The 24507-nt window shown below is 54.8% G+C and carries 23 protein-coding genes and 1 pseudogene; 18 read left to right on the forward strand and 6 right to left on the reverse strand.

Annotated elements, in window-relative coordinates; genetic code table 11:
- Positions 1-18: 18 nt before the first annotated feature.
- Positions 19-795: an alpha/beta fold hydrolase gene (locus A7K61_RS10785; RefSeq protein ID WP_069557534.1), complete on the forward strand. Its 777-nt coding sequence runs from the start codon at positions 19-21 to the stop codon at positions 793-795.
- 201 nt (positions 796-996) lie between these two features.
- On the opposite strand, the gene A7K61_RS10790 is transcribed toward A7K61_RS10785, so the two are convergent.
- Together A7K61_RS10790 and A7K61_RS10795 are read right to left on the reverse strand one after the other, a co-directional pair.
- The gene (locus A7K61_RS10790) at positions 997-2208 is read right to left on the reverse strand and encodes a cytochrome c biogenesis protein DipZ (RefSeq protein ID WP_069557535.1); all 1212 of its coding nucleotides are present in this window, start codon (positions 2206-2208) and stop codon (positions 997-999) included.
- A gap of 30 nt (positions 2209-2238) precedes the next feature.
- Positions 2239-2499: a DUF2790 domain-containing protein gene (locus tag A7K61_RS10795; RefSeq protein ID WP_014718446.1), complete on the reverse strand. Its 261-nt coding sequence runs from the start codon at positions 2497-2499 to the stop codon at positions 2239-2241.
- A gap of 304 nt (positions 2500-2803) precedes the next feature.
- Here A7K61_RS10795 and A7K61_RS10800 point away from each other — a divergent pair, with 304 nt between their 5' ends.
- Together A7K61_RS10800 and A7K61_RS10805 are read left to right on the forward strand one after the other, a co-directional pair.
- Positions 2804-3544: a response regulator gene (locus A7K61_RS10800; RefSeq protein WP_044273799.1), complete on the forward strand. Its 741-nt coding sequence runs from the start codon at positions 2804-2806 to the stop codon at positions 3542-3544.
- Positions 3541-4848: an ATP-binding protein gene (locus A7K61_RS10805; protein ID WP_069557536.1), complete on the forward strand. Its 1308-nt coding sequence runs from the start codon at positions 3541-3543 to the stop codon at positions 4846-4848. Before A7K61_RS10800 ends, A7K61_RS10805 begins: the two co-directional genes overlap by 4 nt.
- Before the next feature lie 7 nt (positions 4849-4855).
- Here A7K61_RS10805 and A7K61_RS31190 read toward each other — a convergent pair.
- Positions 4856-5144: pseudogene (locus A7K61_RS31190) on the reverse strand (DUF2254 family protein); the annotation flags it as partial.
- Positions 5145-5916: 772 nt separating this feature from the next.
- Between A7K61_RS31190 and A7K61_RS10815 the strand changes: the two are divergent.
- The 9 genes from A7K61_RS10815 (at position 5917) to A7K61_RS33660 (ending at position 16799) form a co-directional block, all read left to right on the forward strand.
- The gene (locus A7K61_RS10815) at positions 5917-7755 is read left to right on the forward strand and encodes an integrase (RefSeq protein ID WP_069557537.1); all 1839 of its coding nucleotides are present in this window, start codon (positions 5917-5919) and stop codon (positions 7753-7755) included.
- A gap of 65 nt (positions 7756-7820) precedes the next feature.
- Positions 7821-8708, forward strand: coding sequence for a TniB family NTP-binding protein (locus A7K61_RS10820; protein ID WP_044308088.1), 888 nt, complete (start codon positions 7821-7823; stop codon positions 8706-8708).
- A gap of 348 nt (positions 8709-9056) precedes the next feature.
- Positions 9057-10958 carry a TniQ family protein gene (locus tag A7K61_RS10825; RefSeq protein ID WP_069557538.1) on the forward strand — a complete coding sequence of 634 codons (1902 nt, stop codon included), beginning with the start codon at positions 9057-9059 and terminating at the stop codon, positions 10956-10958.
- Between the two features lie 152 nt (positions 10959-11110).
- On the forward strand, positions 11111-11557 hold the full coding sequence (locus tag A7K61_RS10830; protein ID WP_256557766.1) for a hypothetical protein: 447 nt from the start codon (positions 11111-11113) through the stop codon (positions 11555-11557).
- Between the two features lie 825 nt (positions 11558-12382).
- Entirely contained in the window at positions 12383-12874 is a 492-nt protein-coding gene (locus A7K61_RS10835; protein WP_044308086.1) for a hypothetical protein, read from the forward strand.
- Entirely contained in the window at positions 12867-13124 is a 258-nt protein-coding gene (locus tag A7K61_RS10840) for a hypothetical protein (RefSeq protein WP_044308085.1), read from the forward strand. The genes A7K61_RS10835 and A7K61_RS10840 overlap by 8 nt, the downstream gene beginning before the upstream one ends.
- A 231-nt stretch (positions 13125-13355) precedes the next feature.
- Positions 13356-14138 carry a hypothetical protein gene (locus A7K61_RS10845; RefSeq protein ID WP_069557539.1) on the forward strand — a complete coding sequence of 261 codons (783 nt, stop codon included), beginning with the start codon at positions 13356-13358 and terminating at the stop codon, positions 14136-14138.
- 99 nt (positions 14139-14237) lie between these two features.
- Complete coding sequence (locus A7K61_RS10850; RefSeq protein WP_069557540.1) at positions 14238-15959, forward strand: hypothetical protein; 1722 nt, start codon at positions 14238-14240, stop codon at positions 15957-15959.
- Between the two features lie 705 nt (positions 15960-16664).
- Positions 16665-16799: a zinc-binding dehydrogenase gene (locus A7K61_RS33660; protein WP_256557769.1), complete on the forward strand. Its 135-nt coding sequence runs from the start codon at positions 16665-16667 to the stop codon at positions 16797-16799.
- 73 nt (positions 16800-16872) lie between these two features.
- On the opposite strand, the gene A7K61_RS10870 is transcribed toward A7K61_RS33660, so the two are convergent.
- Positions 16873-17346 carry a helix-turn-helix transcriptional regulator gene (locus A7K61_RS10870; protein WP_083263072.1) on the reverse strand — a complete coding sequence of 158 codons (474 nt, stop codon included), beginning with the start codon at positions 17344-17346 and terminating at the stop codon, positions 16873-16875.
- Between the two features lie 374 nt (positions 17347-17720).
- Between A7K61_RS10870 and A7K61_RS10875 the strand changes: the two genes are divergently transcribed.
- From A7K61_RS10875 to A7K61_RS10900, 6 genes are all read left to right on the forward strand, one after another.
- A complete protein-coding gene (locus tag A7K61_RS10875) occupies positions 17721-18455 on the forward strand; it encodes a metallophosphoesterase (RefSeq protein WP_069557542.1) in 735 nt (244 codons plus the stop codon).
- Between the two features lie 83 nt (positions 18456-18538).
- Positions 18539-18883, forward strand: a complete 345-nt coding sequence (locus tag A7K61_RS10880) for a hypothetical protein (protein ID WP_235389249.1) — start codon at positions 18539-18541, stop codon at positions 18881-18883.
- A 393-nt stretch (positions 18884-19276) separates the two neighbouring features.
- On the forward strand, positions 19277-19984 hold the full coding sequence (locus A7K61_RS10885) for a hypothetical protein (protein WP_235389248.1): 708 nt from the start codon (positions 19277-19279) through the stop codon (positions 19982-19984).
- A gap of 75 nt (positions 19985-20059) precedes the next feature.
- Entirely contained in the window at positions 20060-20374 is a 315-nt protein-coding gene (locus A7K61_RS10890) for a hypothetical protein (RefSeq protein WP_044308078.1), read from the forward strand.
- An 88-nt stretch (positions 20375-20462) separates the two neighbouring features.
- Positions 20463-21083, forward strand: coding sequence for a hypothetical protein (locus tag A7K61_RS10895; RefSeq protein WP_039588504.1), 621 nt, complete (start codon positions 20463-20465; stop codon positions 21081-21083).
- Positions 21083-22990, forward strand: a complete 1908-nt coding sequence (locus A7K61_RS10900; protein WP_044308077.1) for a caspase family protein — start codon at positions 21083-21085, stop codon at positions 22988-22990. Before A7K61_RS10895 ends, A7K61_RS10900 begins: the two co-directional genes overlap by 1 nt.
- A 60-nt stretch (positions 22991-23050) precedes the next feature.
- Here the strand turns inward: A7K61_RS10900 and A7K61_RS10905 are convergent, their stop codons facing one another.
- Together A7K61_RS10905 and A7K61_RS10910 are read right to left on the reverse strand one after the other, a co-directional pair.
- Positions 23051-23548, reverse strand: coding sequence for a hypothetical protein (locus A7K61_RS10905; RefSeq protein WP_044308076.1), 498 nt, complete (start codon positions 23546-23548; stop codon positions 23051-23053).
- Positions 23549-23618: 70 nt separating this feature from the next.
- On the reverse strand, positions 23619-24392 hold the full coding sequence (locus A7K61_RS10910; RefSeq protein WP_044308075.1) for a hypothetical protein: 774 nt from the start codon (positions 24390-24392) through the stop codon (positions 23619-23621).
- Positions 24393-24507: the final 115 nt, after the last annotated feature.

The raw sequence follows: 24507 nt of genomic DNA on the forward strand, positions 1-24507 counted from the left end.
TCAAACCCGGAGTTAACAATGAAAAAAGTATTAACCACACTGGCCGTCGCCGTCAGCCTGAGCATGGCGACACACGCCTGGTCGCAAACTGAAAAACCCACGATTGTGCTCGTGCATGGCGCCTTTGCCGATGCGTCGAGTTGGAATGGCGTGGTGAAGATTCTCGAGAAGGACGGTTACCCGGTGGTTGCCGCTGCCAACCCATTGCGCGGTGTAAAAAGCGATGGTTCGGCAATCTCGGCATTGCTGACGAGCATTCATTCGCCGGTGGTGTTGGTCGGCCATTCCTATGGCGGCAACGTTATCAGTGATGCGGCCAACGATCATGCCAACGTCAAAGCCCTGGTTTACGTCAGTGCGTTTGCACCTGAGGCCGGGGAAACCGTCGCCGGGCTGGCCGGCAAATTCCCGGGCAGCACGCTGGGCCCAACGCTGGCTGCGCCTGTACCGCTGGCCGATGGGGGCAAGGACTTGTACATCCAGCAGGACAAGTTTCACAACCAGTTCGCCGCTGACGTCCCCGCGAAAGAGGCAGCATTGATGGCCGCCACCCAACGCCCGGTAACGGAAGCGGCGCTCAACGAAGCGTCCGGCAGCCCTGCCTGGAAGCACATTCCGTCCTGGTACATCTACGGCGACAAGGACAAGAACATTCCCCCGCAAGCCATGGCATTCATGGCCAAGCGCGCCGCTGCCAAAGCCGTGGAGGTGGTCAAGGGCGCTTCCCATGTGGTGATGGTTTCGAACCCGGAACCGGTTGTCCGCCTCATCGAAAAAGCCGCTACCGCGAAATGACACGCCAAGGGCGAAGCGGCGTTTTCAGCGCTCTACGCCGGCTCGGTGTTGATCAACAGAATTTCGACAGAGCTGCTGGCGCCGTTCGGCGGGGTAAAGCAGTCCCGTGTCGGCGGGAGAGGGTGGTCGCGCAACCCAGGCCGCAGGAGAAAAAGCTAATGGCCCACAGCGCGTTGCCTGTGGGCCATGGATTTTCAAGGGTTACGCGGCTGGAGCTTTCGCCTCCTGCAGCAGTTGCTGAATCATCTTTTCCTGCGTCTCGTAGCGACCTTCTCCGAAGTGGGTGAAACGCACTTGCCCTTTGGCGTCGATCAGGTAGTGCGCGGGCCAGTACTGGTTATCGAAGTTTCGCCAGATCGCGTAGTTGTTATCGATGGCTACCGGGTAAGTGATTCCGAGCTTTTTCACCTGATCCCTGACATTGCTGATGATGCGTTCAAAACCGTATTCCGGGGTGTGGACGCCGATTACCACCAAGCCATCCTTCTCGTACTTCTGCGCCCAGTCCTTCACGTACGGCAGGGTGTGCTGGCAATTGATGCAGTCGTAAGTCCAGAAATCGACGAGCACCACTTTGCCTCTGAGCGATTCACTGGTCAGCGCGGGCGAATTGAGCCATTCCACCGCGCCGGACAGCGACGGCATCGGGCCTTGGGCGTTGTCGAGGGTGGGTTCGGCCTTGGCCTTGCTTACCAGGTATTCGACGACTTTGGGGACGCTTTGCAGCACGCCTTTTTCCAGCACGCTGACGCCTTCGAACGACGCCCCGGCCAACAGCGTCTTGTCGGCACCGGTAGAAATCATCAGCGCTGCGGCCAGGACCGCAAAACCGGTGGCGCGCCGCAGCCAACCCGTGACCGGAATCGAGGCCTTCAGGCGATTGACTAAACCGCGTCCGGCAAAAATCAGCATACCCAACGACAGTGCACTGCCCAGGCCGTAGGCCACCAGCAGCAGGCTGGTTTGCGCATTGGCGCCTTGCAGCATGGCGCCGGTAAGGATCACCCCGAGAATAGGCCCGGCGCACGGCGCCCAGAGCAGGCCAGTGGCGACGCCGATCATCAGCGAACCCAGCGGCCCGGACATGTTGCGCGTCTGGGGGTCGAGGCGATTGCCCAGTAACACGAACGGGCTGGCCAGCCAGCCACTGATTCGCGCCGAGATCAACGACAAGGCAAACAGCGCCATCACCACCAGTGCCACATGACGCCCGGTGTTGTTGGCCTGAATCACCCATTCACTGCTGACCACGGCCAGGCTGGAAATCAGCGCGAAGGTCAGGACCATGCCACCAAGGGTAAGCAGGATCGACGAGCGTGTGCGGTCGATACCCGCGAACAGAAATGGCACGACCGGCAGGATACAAGGGCTGAGGACGGTCAATAAGCCGCCCAGGAATGCGATGAGGAACATAAGGGTCTCCTGATGAAATGTGGGCCGGGCTCAGTTATCGCTGTGGCACTCGGCAAATTTGCGATAGTTCAGGATCTCGGTCTTGCCCTGCGAATTCAGGTAGGTCAGCTGGGCATCGACAATGCCGCAGGCAGCCCCGGCATCCTGTGTCAATGCCACCACTTTCTGGATGTCCAGGTGCGTGCCGTAGGTGTAGGTCTGCGGCGTGACGTCGGCTTCGGCGCGGGCCGAGAAGGTGCAGATATTCAGTGCGGCAAACAGGCAAGTGGCATAGAGGGTATTGGTGTTCATGGTCGTTTCCTCAAGGCTTCAAGGGTTGGGTCGTTCAGTTGAGCCGAGGCGCTTGGGTTGGCCTCGATGTGGCTCATTAGAAGCCCGCGAGGTATCTCGTCTGTGTCAAAAACAGGCGCGGATAAATCGGTTCGTATCAGGACCCCGTCCCGATACACAGCCATACAAAACCTAGGAAATTGTTGTTTTTGCCTCTGCATGTATCCTTCGCCACAGCAGATACACTGCAATACAAACCGCCGCGGGCGAACGAGCTCAGCCTCTATAGACTGAGCCGCAATTCCCATTAACAGAGGCTTGGCCCATGGAACACGTTGATCACATCCTCATCGTGGACGATGACCGTGAGATTCGAGAGATGGTAGGCAACTACCTGAAGAAGAACGGCCTGCGCACGACCGTGGTTGCGGATGGCCGCCAGATGCGCTCGTTTCTCGAGTCCACGCCGGTAGACCTGATCGTGCTTGACATCATGATGCCCGGCGACGATGGCCTGGTGCTCTGCCGCGACATTCGCGCCGGCAAACACAAGGCCACGCCGGTGCTGATGCTGACCGCCCGCAACGACGAAACCGACCGCATCATCGGTTTGGAAATGGGCGCTGACGATTACCTGGTCAAGCCGTTCGCCGCCCGTGAATTGCTGGCGCGCATCAACGCTGTGCTGCGCCGTACGCGCATGCTGCCGCCCAACCTGGTCGTTACCGAAACGGGAAGGTGGCTGGGGTTCGGGCGCTGGCGCCTGGACACCTCCGCCCGCCATCTGCTTGATGAAGACGGCACCATGGTCGCCCTCAGCGGCGCTGAATATCGCCTGCTGCGGGTGTTCCTCGACCATCCGCAGCGGGTACTCAATCGCGACCAGTTGCTCAACCTGACCCAGGGCCGTGACGCCGACCTGTTCGATCGTTCCATTGATCTGCTGGTCAGCCGCCTGCGCCAACGCCTGCTTGACGATGCTCGCGAGCCGGCTTACATCAAAACTGTACGCAGCGAGGGGTATGTCTTCTCGCTGCCGGTGCAAGTGCTTGGAGCACCGGCATGAAGCCTTCGCTGCATTGGCCTCGTACCCTCATCTCGCGGCTGTCGCTGATCTTTCTGGTAGGGCTGACCCTGTCGCAGGCCTTGTCCTTCGGCGTGCAGTATTACGAGCGTTACGAAACCGCAAAAAACACCATGCTCGGTAACCTGGAAACCGATGTATCGACGTCCATTGCCATCCTTGACCGCTTGCCCGCCGAGGAACGCATGAGTTGGTTGAAACAACTGGATCGACGCAATTACCGCTATTTGCTCGACGAAGGCTCGCCAGGCGTCGCTCTGCGTGACACGCCGATTGCAGTGACCTCGATCAAGGAGGCCATCGGCAAGGATTACCCGATGACCGTGACAGACATTCCCGGGCCTATCAAACATTTCCAGGTCCATCTGAAACTGGCCGACGGCAGCCCGGTGACCATCGACGTGCGCCCCTCGATGGTGCCGTTGTCGCCGTGGCTGCCGGTGGTTTTGCTGGGCCAGTTGGCTTTGATGATTCTATGCGCGTGGCTGGCTGTGCGTATTGCCATACGCCCGCTGACCCGGCTGGCCCAGGCCGTGGAAAACCTCGATCCCAACACTCACCCGGTGCATCTGGATGAACAAGGCCCGACCGAAGTCGCACACGCTGCCATCGCCTTCAATGCCATGCAGGCGCGCATTGCGGCCTATCTGAAAGAGCGCATGCAACTGTTGGCGGCGATTTCCCACGACCTGCAAACCCCAATCACGCGCATGAAACTGCGTGCCGAATTGATGGACGACTGCGGCGACAAAGACAAATTGTGGAATGACCTCGGCGAGATGGAACACCTGGTGCGTGAAGGCGTTGCCTATGCCCGCAGCGTGCATGGCGCCACCGAGGAAAGCCGCCGTACCGATCTTGATTCATTCCTCGACAGCCTCGTGTTCGACTACCAGGACATGGGCAAGGACGTGCAGCTCAGCGGCAAAAGCAACGCAGTGATTCAAACGCGGCCCCACGCGCTGCGCCGAGTGCTGGTAAACCTCACGGATAACGCGCTCAAATTCGCCGGTGCAGCGCAACTGCGGGTCGAGCCGAAGGAGGGCGACAGCCTCTCGGTGACCGTGATGGATCGTGGCCCCGGCATCGCCGAAGAGGAGCTGGCCCGGGTGATTGAGCCATTTTACCGCGTGGAAAATTCGCGCAACCGCAGCACCGGCGGCACGGGCCTGGGGCTGGCTATCGCACAGCAACTGGCACAAGCCCTTGGCGGATCCCTGACCTTGAGAAATCGCGAAGGCGGCGGGCTGTGTGCTGAGCTGAGAGTACCGACGCGCTTATCGTAGGAGGAGCCAATCACCAGGGTTGTGGCACGGGGCGTCACGCCGTTGCTCGCCGCACCGTAGGCGCTGACCATGGTGCTTAACGAAAAGGTCGTGACCGCGAGCATGCTTGAGGCAATGATGCCCAATATCTTATCGACGGCGTCGGCACCCATGCGGGCGGGCAACGACTCGGGAATGTAGTCCTTGAAGACAACGGCGAGTAACGCGGTCGCAATACCCAGCAAGGAAAACAGGCTCGCCCTGAACCAGAGCCGTTTGGTCAATTGGTGTAGCACCCAGCGCCAGCGTGCGAGCATTTTTGGTTACCGCACACGGAATGACTCGCTTTGTCCAATTTCACATACCTCCGTTCACCACTCAGCTCCTTGAAATTGCGCCATTTTTTCAAATTTCATCACTAACATCCGTTTTTTTGTCACAAGAAAACGGAGTTTAGTGAAGTAACGTTCATATAAATCAATAGCTTATGAACCTCCGTTTTTTTTGGATCAGCGGTACGACCATGCCTCCGAAGGCGACCTATGCTTAGGCGTCAGGTGCACGATTGGAGCATGAATGGATGGTCTCTGTCGGCGATTTTTGCTCAGTGGGTACGGCGTCCGATCTGCTGGTCGTAGAAGCTATGTGGAAGCAGCGCGGCGGGGTCGTACGTCTCTGCAAACTGTCTAATGGACTCCAGTTGGCTCTGCCCGAGGAGCGGCTGACCCTGTCAACGGATCCGGTCGGGGCCTTCCGAAAGCATATGGACAAAATCGTCCGAGCCTCTCGCAAAAAGTCCAGGGCCTCAGCTAAGCCCGTGTTCGAATCAAATCCTGCTTGCGAGTTTGCAGAGTACCTTGCCATTACCAAGGACGAAGGGGCCACGTATCGGATCAAATCAATCACTTACTTTCTCATCCTGCAGGAATCACAGTACCTGACCCCTCACTACTCACTGAAAGCTCTATGGCGAGACGTCTGCGTCAAATGTGACCTGCTGGACATCGATCCGCCAACACTCGGGTTTGTCAGAGACCGGTTGCATAGCCGGCATCGTTCATTGCTCCTCGAAATGATCGGGCGATAGCTATGGAATTTTCAATAGGTGAAGCAGTTTTTGTGGATGGTTTGGAGGGCATCTACCTAATAGTCGGCGATGTTCCGGAGCGGGGCTGTTACCTGGTCAAACTCTCCGGGTTACCTGCGTCTCCAATTGAGGTACCTAAGAGCAAGGTTCACAAGATCAGTACCAAGGCCGTTGAACAAATCCGCGCGGCAAGTGACGTTGGTGTCGAAAACGCCGAGCCTGACAATGAGGTCAGACCTGTTTCCCCATATACCCCTGAACAAATTCTTGTGGGGACTGCACGGGAGGAAGTGATCAAACCACTGTATCTGGGACAGATCACCAAAGAGCAGGCTGAGCAAAAACTGAGCATCGGGCGAACGGTTCTGAATGATCTGCTGCGCCGCTATCGAGAATGGCAATCATGGGAAGCGCTGGTGCCCGGTGTTTCTGGACGAAGAAAGGGCGATACCCGGCTAGAGGATGAGGTTGAAGAGATTCTGGCGAAAGCGATCGATGAAGACTACAAGGGGCCGGGTGCCTCTGTAGTCGCTGTACTCAACCGTGTCCGGTGGGAGTGCAACGCTATTTCGAAGAATCCGCCTTCAGCCTCCACGGTTGAAAGACGGTGTGCCCAGTCATCCATGCGCAAAGCAGTTGCCAATAACCAAGGCCCTGTTGTAGCGCGGGATCAATTCGACTCTTTTCCGTTTGGTACCGTCACGCAGCATGCCCTTCAGCTTGGACAGGCTGATAACAGTCCACTCGACTGCCAAGCGGTCGATCCTGATACTGGAAAAGTACTGGGGCGACCGAACCTGACCATCATCAGTGATGACCATACCGAATCCTATTTAGGATTCTGGTTATCGTACGCTGCGCCGTCAAGAAACACACTCGCGAATGCGTTCTTCATGGCATTACAGCCTAAAGATGAACTGCTGGCGGAGTTCGCGCTTTCTGCACGGTTTAAATGGATACAGTACGGAAAGTTGTCCAGATTGAGGACAGATGGTGGGGGCGATCTCAATGCCAAAACTGTGCTTGCAACGCTCGCAAAAAATGACATACGTCACGAGCGTAGGATGCGGCCACAGAGCGGTGGCAAGGTAGAGCGTAAGATTGGTGTGGTGAACCGTTATTTCATTCAGACGTTGAACGGAGCGATAGCATCGAGTAGGAAAATCGCAAGGGGAGAAAACCCAGAGAAACTTGCGGAATACTCCATAAAAGACCTGTTTATTCTTATTATTACCCAAATATGCATTCTGCACGAACGTCCTGGTGAGGATGGTTTGACGCCCAATCAGCGTTGGATGAGAGACTTTGGCGAAAAAGACGGTGTAATACGAACGCCCCCAGTTGTCAAAGATGCAACCCAGTTCAAGATCGATATGCTCCATCAGAGGAACATACATGTAAGGCGTGAGGGGCTTCTGACTCTTGGGTTGTTGTATGAGCCCGGCCCGTACTGGAACAGAGTCGGAGAGCCGGTAACTCTTAAGCTCGATTACGGCAACTTGTATAGGGCGTGGGTGATGGACGAAGGGCTATGGGTTCCTGTCAAACTTATCAACGAAGATAGTTATCCGAAAACGATGATGGAGTGGAATATCCAGCGCAAATCCGGACTTCCAGTAGGCCAGCATACCCCTGAAGGACTTCAAGCTATGCAGGAACAACATCACCTCAAGCAGTCCCTTCTGACTCAACAGCAGGAACGTCGGCTGCAGGAAAGCCGGGATCTTGAAGACAAGATGTGCGAGATCAATCAGCCTGCATCCAGCTCACTCTTGGAGCCCAAAGCGCCTGCAAAGCCTCACCAAGGCCCTATACCAGTCATGATGGGGTATGACATGTGACCCACTTAAGCCCGCAGGCATTAGCGCTACTGGAGCTTTCTCGTGAGGAGCGGGCGCTTGCGTGCATGCGTGACGTATTCCTTACCTACCCCACAGCGATGGCTGTTGAGCACAGTGCCAAGCGGCTACTCGCGTCCCCCAGAAATACGTCAAACGCCGGGATGTCGCTCATCGCTCTTCCTGGCTTAGGCAAGTCGACGATTGGAGTGAACTGGGAAAAGCGAAGCTTTGATCCTGCGTCGGATTGGCCGGGCAAGATCATTTATCTCGACCTGGTTAAAAACAGTGCAAACCTCAGCGTGATGAAGCTGTTCCTGGCTGCAATCGGGGAACGGTTTCATACACGCCCATTGAATCTTAGCTATCGAGATGTGGGCTTGGCTAAGACTTTGGTTCGGGAGCATAACGTACGCGGGGTTTTTATTGACGAGGCTCCGATGTTAAGGCTCGCTTTAACTGGGGCGCCTGTGAATCGTGAGCTGGGCTCAATAAAGGGGCTGGCCGGGCACGAATGGCAGCTAAATGTTGTTTTAGCTGGAACGCCAGACGAAATGTATGCTTTGTTTGACAATGATGAAACACTCAAGTCAAGATTCAACATTCGAGTGGGTTCTCTAAGCTATTGGAAGAATGATGATGAGGGCAGGTCATTTATTAAAGGGTACTTGGCACTCATGCCGCTAGAGCAGCGTTCCGTACTCAATGATGACTTCTTTAAAATACTTGAGAAAAACACGCTCACAACTACTACTGTTCGAAAGAAATTGGTTATTTATAACTCGCGCCGTGCGGTGGCTGATCTGACTCGTGAAGCATGTCGCGCGGCAGTTGAGACCGGGCAAGAATATGTCAATCCGGAGATATTGGTTAGCACTGTTAACGCAATGAAGAACGTCATCGAAGAGATAAATCTAAACGACTATGCTCGACCGGACTTAGGCCCTTTTGCGTGAGCACCGTTATCGTCATTGCGACTGAATGTTGTCTGCTCGGAAACGACGTTGCAGGGCTGACGGGAGACGAAGCTGCACGGGCAGCAGCGATGACTCTAGTGTCCTGTCTCGAAACTTTTGGCGAAGTCTTAGGGGCCTGGCCGGGATTGCCACTCCTCGCCATAGGCCTGCTATGGCTCGTCGCGGCGCGTTCGCGGAACACGCGAGCCACTCGCCCAAAGAGAACGTATTTCCGAGACAGGGCTCTAGCCGAGGTGGTACGCGTGATGCCCTGGCTCCCCTGAGAGCACAGAATTTGAAAAATTAGAATTTAAGGATTCATGGCTACGGGATTGAGAACCAGGCTCAATGACGATCAAATCAGAGAAATGGTCAGATGCCTCAGGCAACCAAAAGGTCTTGGAGCAGTGCCTTGAGCACTTTCGTACAGTCACTCAGCCAGCCGAGTCACAGACCGCTTCACAGGCAACCCCCAGCGCACCTGAACGAGAGGTTCTGCTGCTGGCTGCGCCGGCAGGAACTGGAGCCACCGCATTGCTGCTCCACCTAGCGTCTCTCTTAAGTCTAGAAGGCCAGAACGTCCTCTCGGTACTCGGGGGCACGACGCTAGAACCGACTGATTTCAGGCACGCGCTGAGTATTGCGGCTGGCATGCCTGGCGAGCTCGCAACCAAGGTTGACTCGGTCATGACCGAGCTGGGCCAAGTACAGCATGCCGTGCTGAACGCCCGAAACTACGAGACGTCTATAGTTCATGATGTTCAGAATTATCTAAAGGGCAGCAAGGAGGCAAATACCAACTTCTGGATCATGTCTCATTGGGTAAAGAGTTTCAGGCAGAAGGGTTTTTTGTTCTGCGGTCTGCCAGATGCCATTTCCACGCTGAGCGCGAGCTTCAAAACCGCCTCGATCAAGCATCGCATTTTCACGCTTGAACCTATGGTGGGAGGCCCGGGTTTTGACCAGTTTCTCGCGGATGTAAAAGCTGGGTTAGTGGACAGGTACGCCCCAGACGTTTTGGTTGCAGTGGACACGACCGTCGTTCATGAGCGCTCCGGCGGTCGCATCGGCGCTGCTGTAGATGTCATGGATCACCTCCTCATGGAGATGACTGCTTCGATTGACACTGTTGGCGAGCCGGACTGGTACTGCCTGGATGCACACGAGGTGAGCCAGGAAAGGAGATACGAGCCAGATCACGTCCAGGTACCTATCCAGGAACCAGTGACTCCCGTATTGGATGAAACGTTTTCGTCTTGGGCTGCGAGAAGTAGTTTGGTGCCCCGGAATTCTGCTGACAGCCTGTTTGCGGAAAACTTCATGCTGCTATGCAGCAAAGGTAGCGTCGACCCTGATCGGCAGTACGCGAATCTGGAGCTTCTTAGCCATTTCTCTCCTCGCGAGCGATTGTTGATTTCAAAGCAGTTCAAGGAAACGGATGATGCATTAGTAGCCTATCCAAACGCCTTGAACTATTGCCCACAGTGCTTTCACGCAGACCTCTGTGCGGGCTTGAATCCTGTGTGGCGGCTGGTGTGGCAAAAGTCGCGTAGCTGCGTATGCGTGAATCATGAAGGCGGGGTGATGCTGCAGCGGCTTGAAACGCGGAACTTCACGGTCTTGAACAAGGCCTGGGTCGCTTTCAAAGAGCATGTGCAAAGCCCGGCAGCTCGGTTGACGTCCAGCTTTCCGCTTCAGCACTCGAATCCGGAATTCGTCAGCGCTGATAACTCTTGCCTCGTCCATCTAACAGAGCGGGTTCAGTTCTGGTTCTACTCGCTGTCAGAAACATCCACCCCGACCAGGCGCGCAGCAGAGTTCCTGCTGGCATTTTGGCTACAGGATTCAGATGAGAGCAAGACCCAGGGTTTTGCTCGCTCATATTTTTTCTATCGTCTAACCAAACCTCATGCCGGGCTCAAGAAAAAACTACATGGCGAGGTTCGGGATAGTCTCAGGCCAGACTCTGCTAAGCCTCGTGATCTCGCGGTTGCGTATTGGATGCTTGGGGTGAGTTTCGAGCTGATCTCCGATGTGGAGGCTGTTTTTATCAGGGACACAACTCGGGCCTATTCGACACCATTCCCCGTGAACAGATCGGAGATTGCTACCTTGGGCACACTGGCGTACAGCTGGTCACAAATCTCTGCATACTTGAGGCATGCGCGGGTTATCTTCGATGAGAAAGACCTGAAGGCAGTTGCCTGGGCCATTGATGAGACCATTTTTCCCGCGAGTCGTCGAAAGTAATGTAGAAGGGCAGGGCAGTAGTAACCGGATCAGTGTCAACCTGTTTCGAGCCTCCCCGGGGCTCTGAGGCAACGGATGGCAGTTTTTATGCCGCACGGGGGCTTTACACTTCCAACTGTGGCTGACGACAAATAACTCAAAGGAGAGAACTCTTGAAAAAGTTGAAGATTACGGTGGAGGCAGAGAGTGCGTCAGGCATATCCAGCCTGCTCGAACTCGCATTGACCGAATTGAGGCGAGAAAGCCGAATGCTGGTTGAATTCGACAGCAGCATGGCCGGGAGTCAGGAAGGTACATTTGGCAGTTACGTCGTTGAATATGCGGTTTCGGAGACGTCACAAGATGCCTCTGATCCTGATGATCCGTTTGGCTTCGCTGATGTAGGTAAGCCTCGATCGCCAAGAAAAGTTGCAGGCTACGAGCACCCGGAAGGTTGGTACGAAGACTCAATCTTACTCGTCAATGACCCAAGCCAACCCAAGCTGAAGGAAGGGCAGTTGCTGAGCTACATGCGTGAGGTTCGCGGACTTCACATCTATGTACTACTTACTGATCAGGGCGTAGCAACGGTCGCCCGAGACTATCTCCAGCTCAAGTAGAAAGCGTGGGGCGCGTAGCCCAATACCTTAATCATCGGGCGACGATACAGGTGGTCAATAATGCCTGCGTACCGCGCGGCTCCAAGGACGAACTGCGCGTCATGAAGAACTGATCATGGACTGACCGCGTAGGGGAGGACTCCCGGGTGCATCCTTGGAGCGGCCAGCGATAGCTAGAGTGGTCAGGAAGGTGCTGAAGGGAACAAACGACCTGAATACTCTGGAGTCGAAGCGGGCGAGGAGGATCGGACATAAATAGGCTCGGGCGGGTCACAGGAGGCAGCGCTCAATATCGGTTTTCAATTAAATTGAGTGGTGCTTCTGTTCGTGACCGCAAAAAATCGTAGTCGCAAAAAATATAGTTAATTCAATGGGCTAGATTGACGAGCACTAGTCGATACTTCTTGGCGTTCCTTCAAAATGTGTTTTTTCGCTGAAGAACGCTGGGTGGCTGAGGCTTTCTGAGCAACGCCGACACTCAGTCGCAACCAAACTTAATTGATAAATTGACAAGAAGCGATTCAAGGGTGGCGCCAGCATGCGAGTGGGATTGTTGCGTGGGTGCGAACAGTCTGCCGAAGGGGTTCTGGCGATCTTGAAACGCCTTCATGTTGAATTTTCTGCTCATGATCCAGCGCAGTCTGGTGTCCGACCAATGGTAGCGGGTGGTAACGATTAGCGATCTAACTTATTGAATATTATGCATTAATTCCAATTAGAACGGTTCCCTTGCAAGGGTGTTGCTTAGCTCTTAACCTCACTATAATAAGACAGGAACCTCATGAGTCGCCCAGGGGTAGGAGTACCAGATAGCCGGAGCCATGCATGGTCAGAACACACACGCTCGTTGAGTTTAGACGCAAGCAGCACGAGCTTGAATTGGCCTTGCGCGGGCTAGAGAAGCAACAGGAAGAGGTTGATTACAAACTCGACGTCGAGTTTTACCTTCGGCTGGAGGCGCTAGCCAAGGAGCATGGCTACACGTTCGCTCAGGTATTTGATCTTCTTGAGTCCAGGTACAAAAGCTCCGCTGGCAGTGCAAACGGTACCGTAGCTGGGAGTAGAGGAGCTGAAGCACCTGACGGCCCTTTATGCATGAAGACGCGCACGACCTCAGGGTTGCTGGACTTGATCGACCGGCTGCAGCCGAATGGCGGTAATGGTACTCCCTGCGTTAAGAGGGAGCCCGTGCTCGACAGTGATGCCATGCTCACTGTGGGCTTACCCCCTAAGCCAGTCATCGATTCACCAGTGCCGGCCCTGGTGGCGGAGGCAGATAGTGATGAGCCTGCCAGTGAGGAGAAAACCAATGACTAGTGTTCAAGAGTTCTTCGAGTTGAGCAATAGAATCACCTTGGAGTATGAGGCGATAGTTCCTCTTCTTCGAGATCCGGAAGTTGTGAAGGCTGCCCGCTTTCTTGCGGAACTCGACGCCCTTGCGAACGATTATGACTTTAAACCAATCGACATAATGACATTGCTTGATCCAGGTCGTGCAGCAAGACTCCCAGCAGTCACTGAACAAAAAAGCAAAGCGACATCTAAACGGCGCAAGAATACTAAATGAGTTTAGGGCTACGCGTTCAGGCTCATAGCAGGAGACACTTTGAGAAGGAGTCGATGATCTGGCTTTCTGGTCGCAGGCATTAGGAGCTTACTTGGTCTGCGTCATGTGCTCAATTATTTTCTGTAGGGCAGGCCGAAGACATAAAAGCTAAATCTGTGCAAGGCACGTGCTACTGGTGTATTTGTTAGCTTTCGTTTGTGACTTTCTTAGCATAAAAAATGGAGTTTTATTTTGAGCCAAGGGCGCTATTTGCTTTTTCTTGATATCCTGGGTTTCAGCGAGCTTGTAGAAACAAAATCCGTCAAAGAATTTTACGCCGTCGTCGATAATGCTCTTCAGACTTTCGGGCGATGGGAAGAACTCAATGCCTTATTTAAAACCATCTATTTCTCTGACACGTTTGTGTTCTACCAAGACCCAAAAGGGTATGGTGACTGGGCATTCCTGGATATCTATGCCATTGGCGGAATGGTCTTGTCCGCCTTGCTAGCTGCTGGTATTCCCGCTAGAGGCGCGATTTCATTCGGTGAGTTCGAGGTCGAACTCGACTCTTCTGGCCGACATCAGGTCTATTTCGGTAAAGCTCTGATCGAAGCCTACCAGGCGGAACAGAAGGAAAAATGGATCGGGATCACGATTCTCCCTTCAGCCTGGGAAGCCTATGACGCTGCGAATCCAGGAATGATTGAGGCGTTTGCCCGCGAGAACGCGTGGCGGCGTCGGGACGACGGGGTTCTACTTCTGAACCCATTGATCAAGCTGCGAGCGTGGTATGACTTGGCTAGGATGGGGGAGGTAGACAAACCTTATTCGAAATGGGATGCCCCCGAGTTTCCTAACGACATTCTTGCGCTGAAATTCATCCGCGACAAAGCCAGTTCATACGCCGCTATCAACGATTTCACCAGCCCAGTCGCCGTCAAGTTTCACACATCTCATGATTTTCTGAAGAGCATGCTTGGTGATGAATGCTACGCGTGGGCCCAGATGGCGGCGTTGCCAGGAAATTTTTAAAACTCACCGGTGGCCTCGGCTACCATGGAAGGCCGTTACGTCCCCGGCGCGTCGCGATGCACCGTTCGAACACAGTAGTTCATCAGACAGGGAGTGCCCATGCTGCAAGCAGCGACAGGAAAGCTGTTCACGAACCGTGAAAATCCACGTTCAACTCTTCTTAAGGGTGTCGTCTACACCAACCTCGATCTCGCAGTCGTAGACCAGGTCACCACCAAGGTGGGTAGGTTGAGCAGCATGGACACCTCGCATACCCCGACAGCGCTTGGGTATGAGATGACTGAGTACATGGAAGCTGCCGAACCAGCTCCCGGCATTCTTCACTCCAGGACGATGGGCGCCTACATCGATGACTTTGCCGACGTTGCCTCGTTCAGCTTACAGGTCATTTGCTCCCCCGATGTCCACATTGTCGAGCGATTGCTGAATCAAAAACGCCGGCCTGGTGAATCGCACCCGCGTGAGCGCTTGATGCGGTACTACGACCCTTCAGTGCGCGCCACGCTTGTAGAAATGAAAGCGTTTGAAGACTTCACCGAGCAGTTGATCGGGCTGCGGCGCGAGACTTATCTCGCCGTCATTCAGTCGATCAGAACCTATGTTGCCGCCGTCCATAGGATGAGTGACGACCTCAATCTGGCCTACACGCTCCTGGTCATGTGTATCGAATCTCTGGTGCAGAAATTTGATGGGCATGAGCCCAAATGGCCCGACGTTCCTGAAGACAAACGGCGCGGAGTGGACAAGGCACTGGCGGGTATCGATGACGAGCCTGCGCAAGCGGTGAAGGATGCGGTTCTGGACGTCATTTATCCGCGCTTGGGTCATCGCTTTGTGCAGTTCATCTTGGCGCACCTGCCAGCGGACTACTTCACTGCTCAGGCCGACGCCCAAAAGCATCCGATTGGCCGGCGCGACCTGGAGGCGGCACTGCAAAATCTGTATGGCGTGCGCTCCAACTACGTCCACACCCTCAAGCCGCTAACCAAAGAGTTTCTGCATTTCACAAGCCACGGCGAAACCTATGAAGATGCTGACAAGCTGACTTTCACTTTCCAAGGGTTGTTTCGACTCGTACGGGCGGTGGTCATCGAGTACGTGCGCAAAGCGGACAAGGTGGAGCATGAGCCATATCACTACGAGTGGGATAACCCGCACCTGCTGAGGATCAAGCTTGATCCTTCGGCCTGGCTTTACGATCCCGAGGGCCTGAACGCCCATACTTCTCGACGGTACCTGGAAGGGCTCGTACTCCTTCTTGATCAATGCTTGGTCGAATTTCCCAACCGCAAGCTTCGCCATCCAACGCCTGTCATAGACAAAGGATCCAGACTGCAGGCTCAGATGTCCGCGCCCATGAGGGTGTCGTTTTTGGCATTTTCCTATTTGGCTAACTATTTTCTTCAAACAGCGCCCAACCGACGGGAGTTCACAAAACCAGAGGTCGACCTACTGAATCAACCAGGTGTCGACTCGCTGATTGCCCAGGCCTTGATGGGAAGTGATACGGGGTGGACACCTTCAGAGCACCAGGAGCAGTTCGATCAGTACTACAAAAAACGGTATACAAACGCCGGCATCAAGGTATCGCCCAACGTGGAAGCTTGCATGGCGTTAGCGCTGGTTGAGCGATACCGGCTTTCTGGCGACATCACTGAGGCAATGGCGGCGCTAGGTGCGGCGGCAAGGGACTTTCCACACCTCAAGCAATTGCGAAGCATGGAACAAGATTTCGATCCGAACGCGCCGATCGACTGGCTATCAACCATCTATCCCAAGCTGGCCGTGCCGAGAGCCACGTTGGAATGCTACGGTCTGTAGCCGGCACGATCGAATCGGCTGGATTAGGCCTGACCAGTTTTGCTGTTGGCGACGAAGTAAACGTGATCCCGGCGTCATCTTTTGTCGACTACGGGATGTACGGCGAAGCCGTAATCGCGCCAGCGCATACGCTGGTCAAGCAGCCTGCCGGACTGTCCTCCATATTAGCAACTGCGACCTGGATGAAGTACGTCACCGCCTAAGGGCGTTGGTCGACATCGACCAACTTCAGAAGGACGAGGTCGTGCTAATCATAGCTGCGTCGAGCAGTGTGGGGTTGGCAGTTATTCAAATCGCCAATTCTCTGGGCGCTATTCCCGTGGCTCTGACACGTACCTCGAAGAAGCGCCAGGCGCTAGTGGATTCGGGCGGGGCCGCACGTGATGCCGATCTCTGAAGGGGATCTAGTCGCTAAAGTGGCCTGCATAACGGATGGGAAGGGCGCTCGAATGGCCTTTGTTCTTGTTGGCGGCCCCGAGGTAGGAAATATCCTGCGGTCACTCTCTTATCTTGGGATTTTCTACCAGTACGGCGCTTTGGCGACGACTGACATTAGCCTCCCGGTGATGGGATTACTTGGCAAGACCTGATGATCCGGGGCTACCAGTTGTTCGAGGTTACTCAGGATGAGGAGAGTATAAATCGTGCCAAGGATTTCATAACTGACGGTCTGGACAAGGCGTCTTGCGGCCCATCGTGGGCAAGGTGTTCAAGTTCAACCAGATCGTCGCGGCTCATCGGTACATGGAATCTAACAGACAGGTCGGGAAGATCGTCGTAGAGTTTGAGCCGAAGCTGTGCCGGGCAGATGCAATGTCGCCCGGTCTGCGAGACCTGTAGTTGCCGCAGGTGACAATTTGGCCGTTGCAGTGTGCCAGCTTTAGGTATCCAGCTGGCGTACGTGGCGACTCGCCTAGCCCAGCTTCCAATATCTATGGACAGTAACCTTGTTCACCTGCAGCTCCGTAGCCGTTTCAGCCTGGGTCATGCCCCGCGCTTTGCACGCGAGCACCTTGGCGAGCAGGTCGGCGTTTACGGTTGTGCCTCTGGGACGGTCGACCAACCTTCCATCGACCACCTGGGCGAGGGCCTGTGTTAGTTGTCCTGACGCCTGAATGGCGTTGAGCTCTTCGGAGAGACGAGCAAGGATCGTTTCGATGCTCCCGCCATCCTTGACGACCATCGTCGCTGCCACGACGGTAGCGGGGCTAAGGCCCAGCGAGTCAGAGAGCTTCTCAAGTTTGTCGAGCGTGACGCTTGATTTGCCGTGCTCAAGATCGCCGATGTATTGCCTAGCACTCCCTTCATCAGGCAGTGCTTCCTGGGGCAAACGCTTAGCGGCCCGCAAAGCCCGGAGTACTGCAGCAAGGGGCACCTTCAGCGACATGTCCCGTCCTCAAAAGGCAGGATCAGGCCATGTTGCGCAGTTACACTCTACCGTATATATTTGCATTTATGTAACTCGCTTTGGGTTCGGTGTCATGCGCGGATTTCCGGCATGGCAGCCACAGGACGTTTGGCGGACAGTGAAGGGGCAGCCCGACCAGCAGGCGTATCAGCGCGGGGTTGTACAACCAGCCGATCTGCTCACTGATCAGGTCGACGCGCCGGGTAATCCAATATAAGCCTAAACCGTTCAACGATTGATCCACTGGGAAGCAAAAAAGGAAGACCTAAGCGTCCCTCGTCTAGCCTGGCCAACCGGTCAACCGGTCGTATCTCACGCCTTCAAATTGCCTCAATATTGCTTGCGTCCATATTATGAAAATCCGCATTTACTCAGATCTACACACCGAGTTTCACCGCTTCGATCCACCGCCGTTGGACGCGAGCATCGACCTGGTGATCCTCGCCGGGGATATCGACAAAAAAGCCCGAGGCGTCCGGTGGGCCAATGACACCTTCAATTGCACCACCGTGTATGTCGTCGGTAACCATGAGTTTTATGATGGCCACCTCGATCGCACACTCCAGAAAATGCGCGATGCAGCGGCACCTCATGTGCACATTCTAGAAAACCAGTCCCTGGTCATTGGCGACGTGCGAATCCTTGGCACGGCTGGATGGACTGATTTCACTGCCACGGGAGACCAAGTGGCCGCCAGCAAGATGGCGTGGGAATGGATAAACGACTTCACGTACATCCGTGCTGACGCGGGTTATCGGCGCTTACGACCCTCAGACATCATCGAAAAGAATCGGGCGGCGAAACAATGGCTGACGGAAGAGATTGCCAAGCCCCATTCAGGCAAGACGATTGTGGTTACTCACCATGCGCCGACACCGGCAGTCGTTGGTGGCAAGCATCAAGGTCATCTCAATGCCGCTTACACCAACGACTGGCCATTGCTCATTGAGCAGGCTGATCTCTGGGTGTTTGGCCATACCCATGAAGCGGTCGACGTAGAGCTTGCCGGGTGCAGGGTTGTATCGAATCCTCGTGGCTACCCCAAGGAAGCCACTGGTTTTAACGACAGTTATGAGATCGAGCTCTAAAGCTGAACTAGGAAAGCAAAGGCAAGAAGGCCCAAACCCAGGAACACCCAGTTACCAACCAACCTATGAAGAGCACCTGTGTTTTGAAATCAAATATTTTCCCTATCGACAGCCACTCGGCAACGACAAGCGCAACAGGTGCACCTGATCGTCTACCTGCCCAGGTCGAGCAGGCGATGGCTTGCGACTGGGGAGTTTTTGTAGATGCGTATCTATGCAATGGCGCTAAGGTAGGTGATCGCTACGCAGCCACTGCTTACTTCGCTCAATCTGGCGAGATCCCAAATGGGATAACTGTGGCCACCCACCAGGTAAGGCTCGTTGCAACGCAGGGTGCCTTCAAGTTGTTCCAAACCTTGGACGGTGCCGATCATTATGTAATCGTTTCAGAGCACTCGGTAGAAGACCATGATGACGATGATGCTTGATTGGCCTCCTGCAGTTCTTGCGGCAGCAGCGCTCAAGTTCAAGGCCCCGGTCAGCGCCATTCTCTGGCTGCCCGAAATTGAATACCCATGCCTGACAGGCCGAGTTTTTATGGATCTCAGCGGTCGATTCGCCGATGGGAGGTTGATCTGCACTTCGGAAGTCAGGGAGTTGATAGAGGACGGCGACTACAAAATTGCACGCACCTGTGGACGGAGTCATTACTTTCTCGTGGAGGCTCGCGGAAATAGCTTTGCGGGCTTGCGGCGGCTACCCCGAGTCCGTCCGTGCGTATCTAACAGTGTGCATTGATCTTTCACCTGTAGAACCTTGTCGAGTGGTCGCAATAGAACTCTCTACGCCCCTGTCACACATTGAAGATTGCTGGAGGCAGCATGGCCAATACGGATTTGTATGAGGTGCTCAGGCTAGGCGGTGAGCAGATTGAGGGCGCGACCTATGCTGATGCTGAGCGCCTGAAGATACTAGGGTCGACAACCTCGAAACCCCACTGCGCGTTGTTCTCATGGATTGTGCTCGATCTGGAAAATGGCGACGCGACGAATCTGGTTACGTCTGACCAGACCTCAGACTTTCATGGTCAGCATGCGGATGATCAACATAGGGATCCTCCTCCTACGCTGCGCCTGCCGATGGTGCTCTTCGGGTATCACGTTGCGCTTCACAGTGCTGGCGACTATGGAAAGGGAAGCGTCATTAGGACAGGGCCGGCGGTGGAATACGATGGCCGTGGGATCTTTGAAACGGAAGACACCATCTTTGTGCTGCTCGGGAAAGGCTACCGCCGACCGGCGTCAGTTGAGCTGATTAACTCACTCCCGTTGGGGCTGGTGCCTGAAGATCACCCAGTCCTTAAGCGCGATCGGCCTAGTGGTGGAATTGCTTCTGCTCGGGACTGCACAGATGTCGTGTATTGCGATCTGCAAATGTCGACGGAACAGGGCGTTGAACTGTCATCACTGGTGGCGGAACTCCGGTCAAGCGGTCGCTATCCAGGGTTGGAAAGCGTATTCGTTGATATTGAGCGGGAGGTCGGGCATTCGAAGGCGGTGCTTGACCGGACGTCGGCCGGCCGAAGATGACGATGGCGACGCTAGCATTGCGCTTTCCGTCATCTCGACTTGCAGTTGGCAACATAGCTGGCCTGTCAATGCTCAATGGCCGCCGACGTTCACAGTGCGGAACTGGCGAAGCAGATTGAGAAGGCATTGTCGAGTTTCCAGCGACGATCCGGACTGGACGATTTGGTGCGAATCCATCGCAACGCCATTGGCCAAGCGGCTTATTCTGCCTTGACCAAAGCTCTGGCTTCGTCACCGTCAATCTGGTACTACGAGTACGGCGGGGCCGTTGAGATACGTATGCGGCTGCGCTGGCAAATGTACCGTTATCTGACGCAAAGACTAATTCAGGACGGGCATGCAACCAACGCTATGCGCGATGCGGGGTTTTCGGGCGATCTGGGGTTGTGAGGTCGGCTAGAGGGCCGTAGCGCCCTCTAGATGACTCCTTAGGACGTACCGCCCTATGATCGCTCAAGGGTTTTGCGAGGAGTGAAACATGCGGGACAAAGTCCATCCCTTCCCATTTGATGCGCAAGCAGAGCTGGTAATGAAAGCATTCATGCAAGCCACAGGGGAAAAGCTCAACCGGGCACAACGACAGGTAGGTGGGGGCGATGACGTCCAGCGATTCAGTCATGGCGGATCGTGGCAATCGCACCACAGTTACGATCCTGATCGCGTTGACCAGATGCAGACGATCGAACACGAAACAAGATTGCGCTTCGAGGAGATCATGGAGGGCAGGCTCGACGTCATCGAGCGCACGGTTGATGAGATATCCAATAGCATGGCGGACAGCTATGCGAAAGCATTTTACAGAATGCTCTCCGATACCTGCGAAGAACATGGCAATGTCATTGATGGATCCGCAGGTACCCTGGGTGAACAGATGCTCAAGGCAATCGAGACAGTCGAATACTCGGTCGACCGAGATGGCCAGGTATCGCTGCCAGAATTTCGCATGCATCCCAGCCTCGCGAAGCGCCTCCACTCAGATCCCTCGCTGCACGAGCCGCAACTGCTCGCCAGGGTCGAGGAGGTCAAGAAGATCAAAATCACACAGGCCTTGGCAGCGGAAGCTGCGCGAAAAGCTAAATTTCGTACTAGGGAGCAGTGATGGCCGCTAAAGTTTTACTGAGCATCGGATGTGATAACTACCGCTTTCCTCCGCTCGACCCATTATCTGGCGCGGAGCGTGACGCGCTCTCGATTTTTTCTGCCCTGTCGACAGGGTCATTGAGCAGTATCGCTCCAGAGGATGCTTACTTGCTCCGTTCTCCGGGTCGAGGTGAGCTAGATGCGACCCTACTTCAGATACAAGACAGGTACGATGAAATCGAGAGCTTCACGCTATTTTTTGCTGGCCATGGCGGCGAGGCGAACGACAGCTATTTCCTCTGCCTAAGCGATACCCGCGCTGATCGTCTTTCCACTACGGGTTTTGCTCTCAGTCGACTTTTTGAATATTTCAACGAACTAAAAGCGGCCCACTGCAATGTCATCATTGATGCGTGCCAGGCCGGTGGAATGGTTTCCAATCTGGGTATCTTGCTCAAGCCAGAAGTCATCGGCAAGGCCAAAACATTCGGCGTCTCATTCTTCGTATCGTCAGCGGCAGATCAGTATGCTGGTGAGACCAATCGAGGTGGCTATGGAACCCTCGCGTTGCTCAAGGTGCTAGACGGGGAGATCGACACGGGGTCGCGAGCACCCATGATTGATTTGCTGGACATAGGCCGTCCAGCCGCCCAGTTCGTCTCAGATCAAACCCAGGGAAGACAAATGCCATCCGTATGGGGCGTCAACCTGTACGGCTCCATGCCTCTGTTCGGTAATCCGCATGCCTCCGACAATTCAGTGTCCTCGCTGCTGGGGATCACTGGTATTTCTCCCGCTTCTCCTGCCGGGCAAGCCATCAGCAGCGACTCTGCCGAACTCTACAAGTTGATGTTTGCCCCGGAGCATGAGCTCACGCCTGAACGCCTTTTCCACGTACTTTCCAAGTTCATTGATCGTCTGGCCGAGATACCCAACGCAGCTGGCTCGTTCATTGGCGGTATCTGGCTATCATTGGAGAAAGTGGCACGGCGCCACACCAATAGCTTTTCCCGCGTGGAACTGAGCGCGACCTGCGCTGCACTGCTTCTTCAGTCATCCCAGAAAGACAGGGCCTCCCACGAATGTATGGGAGGGCTCGCCCATGAGATCGTGGCAGAGGTGGAGTACCTGCTTTGGGACATCGTGAAAGGGCTCCAGCAGAACCCCAGTTCGTTGTGCAGGCATGGAATTCCCGACCTATTTTACCTGCCGCAACGTATTTCCCGGATATTGGGTTGGGCAGGTGCAGCTTTGCATATGGCTCGGGAGCTTGGCCTTAGCGACGCTAATCTCAGAAAGGCCCTGGAGGAGATGAGTGGCCTGATAATCACGCATTACGCTAGCGCCAGTGCGGGCATGAGCGAAGATGAGGCTCCTTACTGGGTTGCATTCCTCACAGCCACCAATACTGATGAATTCAACGGCCTCGCCGAATTAGTGGTCAGTACATTGATTAACGCGCTGATTGAGCATGGCGGGCGACTTGCTCGGCCGCTGCTGTCGGCTGAGGATGTGTACGACTATCTCAAGGCGCGCGCAGACAAAGACCCTGCGCAATTAAAACGCTTGAGCAGTTCACCTTCGGAAACGTTGGCGCTCGTTCTACTCCTCAGTCGCCGTCACTCCCTCGAAGAAGAGCTGGACTACAACCTGGCAAGCCTTGATCACGCCCACCTCAAAATCTTCCTTCCGCAAAGCTACCTGGAATTCAGCCAGCCATTTGTTCACAACGGTATAAACCACGTATTCCAGATTGGCCAAAAGGTTTGGACGGTGGCGGATGTCGTTCAGCGCTGGGAGGAAGTGTGCAAGCCGCAGATGGTTCATGACGCCTCGCTTCAGAATCCGGCGACGAGGATCGGAGCAATCTGCGCGTCACTAATTTTCCCGGATCGGGTGCCATGGTTTTTGCTCGGCGACCAATGACCTTGAGCGCAGCGACGACTTCTGAGCTAGGCCAGGTGGGGGCTGAGAAGTAATTGCCGTTTAGTCCCCCAGATCGGGCCGCACGATCTTCCGTATGGCGTACAGCTGCAGAGTCAACTCGTGCAAGCGCGAACTGAAGCTGTCCAGAAATACATCCGTCACCTCGAAGTATTTGCCTTGACTGTCCTTGCGGCGATGGAGGATCTGTTCCCCCTCAGGATTGGTTATGGGATAGGCATGGATGATGTCCGAGCGCTGTGCGTTCATCGCCTGAAACAAGTCAGCCGCCAAATGGCCAGGTACGCTGACATCAGGGTTGGACAGAGCCCCTTTCTCCACAGCCTGTCGAAAGACGTTGAGCAATCCTCCCCCCATCTGCTCTTCAAGCTTCGTCCGATTCAAAGTGGAGTCAAGGTGGCAGCTAACCTCGGCCATGAAGCTGGCGATCGACGCGAAACCATACAAGGCAATACCCAAACGAAACAGGTAGGCGTTGCTTTGAGGTAGGGCTACTCGGGTGAGACTTTTAATGGCCTCGAATTCTGCATCAGTGCTCATGGTCTACCTATCACCAGCTTTGGAGCCGCCCCGGCACCGACTCATATCGCCTAGTTGCTCACCGAGCCGGCTAGACGCCTTTCAGCCAGAGAATACACTGCCAAGCCCCAACTCCAATTCCAAGCAGTGCACCCACCAGGGCAATCGCTTTGGCTGACCTGCCTTCGAAAATACGGTCAAGTGCAACGCCAAATCCTCTCGAAGCAGTTCGGAGTTTTCCGGTTACCATTTTTCTGATGGTGGAGTTCAGAAACCCAACCTTTGACAACGTTGAGTTGTGCATCCTGATGAACTCCTTGTTCTCAAAGGCCTGGATTTCCTCTTTGCCCTCAAGGAAATGCCGGGGGATGCCACCGTTGAGCTCCATCAATGACTTCATCTTCGGGTGATGCGCATAATTGGAGCCATAACGGTCTGCGAGTAGATCATTCAGATTCAGCCGTCGCTCCACGGGGATGACTGATGCATCTTTCCCCCCTAATGCTCGGTAGCGATGTTCAAGGTGTTCAAAGCCGTAGGTTAGGTTGCGCATATTCCAGTGCACCCAGTACTTATCACGTCGATCACGGACGAACTGATAGAAACCAGTTAGCAACTGAAGCTCTACCGAATCAAAACTGCCAAGAACGTCCTCGCGGGCGATCCGAAGCTCCTCAGCTATGGAGTGCGTCGAGAAACTAACTGCCTGGCCGGTCGCGTAGTGCGTAATGGCAATGGAGGTGATACGGGGCGAGAGGCCTTCGTTGTCGTCGTACAGGCTCTGGCAGGAGTAGTGAATGGTGTAGAAAATCTGAGGGGCCTTCTTGACCTCTCGTATGAATGCGCCGCTATCCGTAATACTCATTGACTCTACTCACGGTCAGTCGCGCGTCGAGGCAGTTGACTCAACGCTTCCGAGCCGATGATGGAGCGGAAATCTATTCCCTGCAATAACTCACGTTCAGCGTGGCATACCGGCG

The organism is Pseudomonas sp. AP42, from assembly GCF_001728935.1.
Taxonomy (GTDB): domain Bacteria; phylum Pseudomonadota; class Gammaproteobacteria; order Pseudomonadales; family Pseudomonadaceae; genus Aquipseudomonas; species Aquipseudomonas lactis.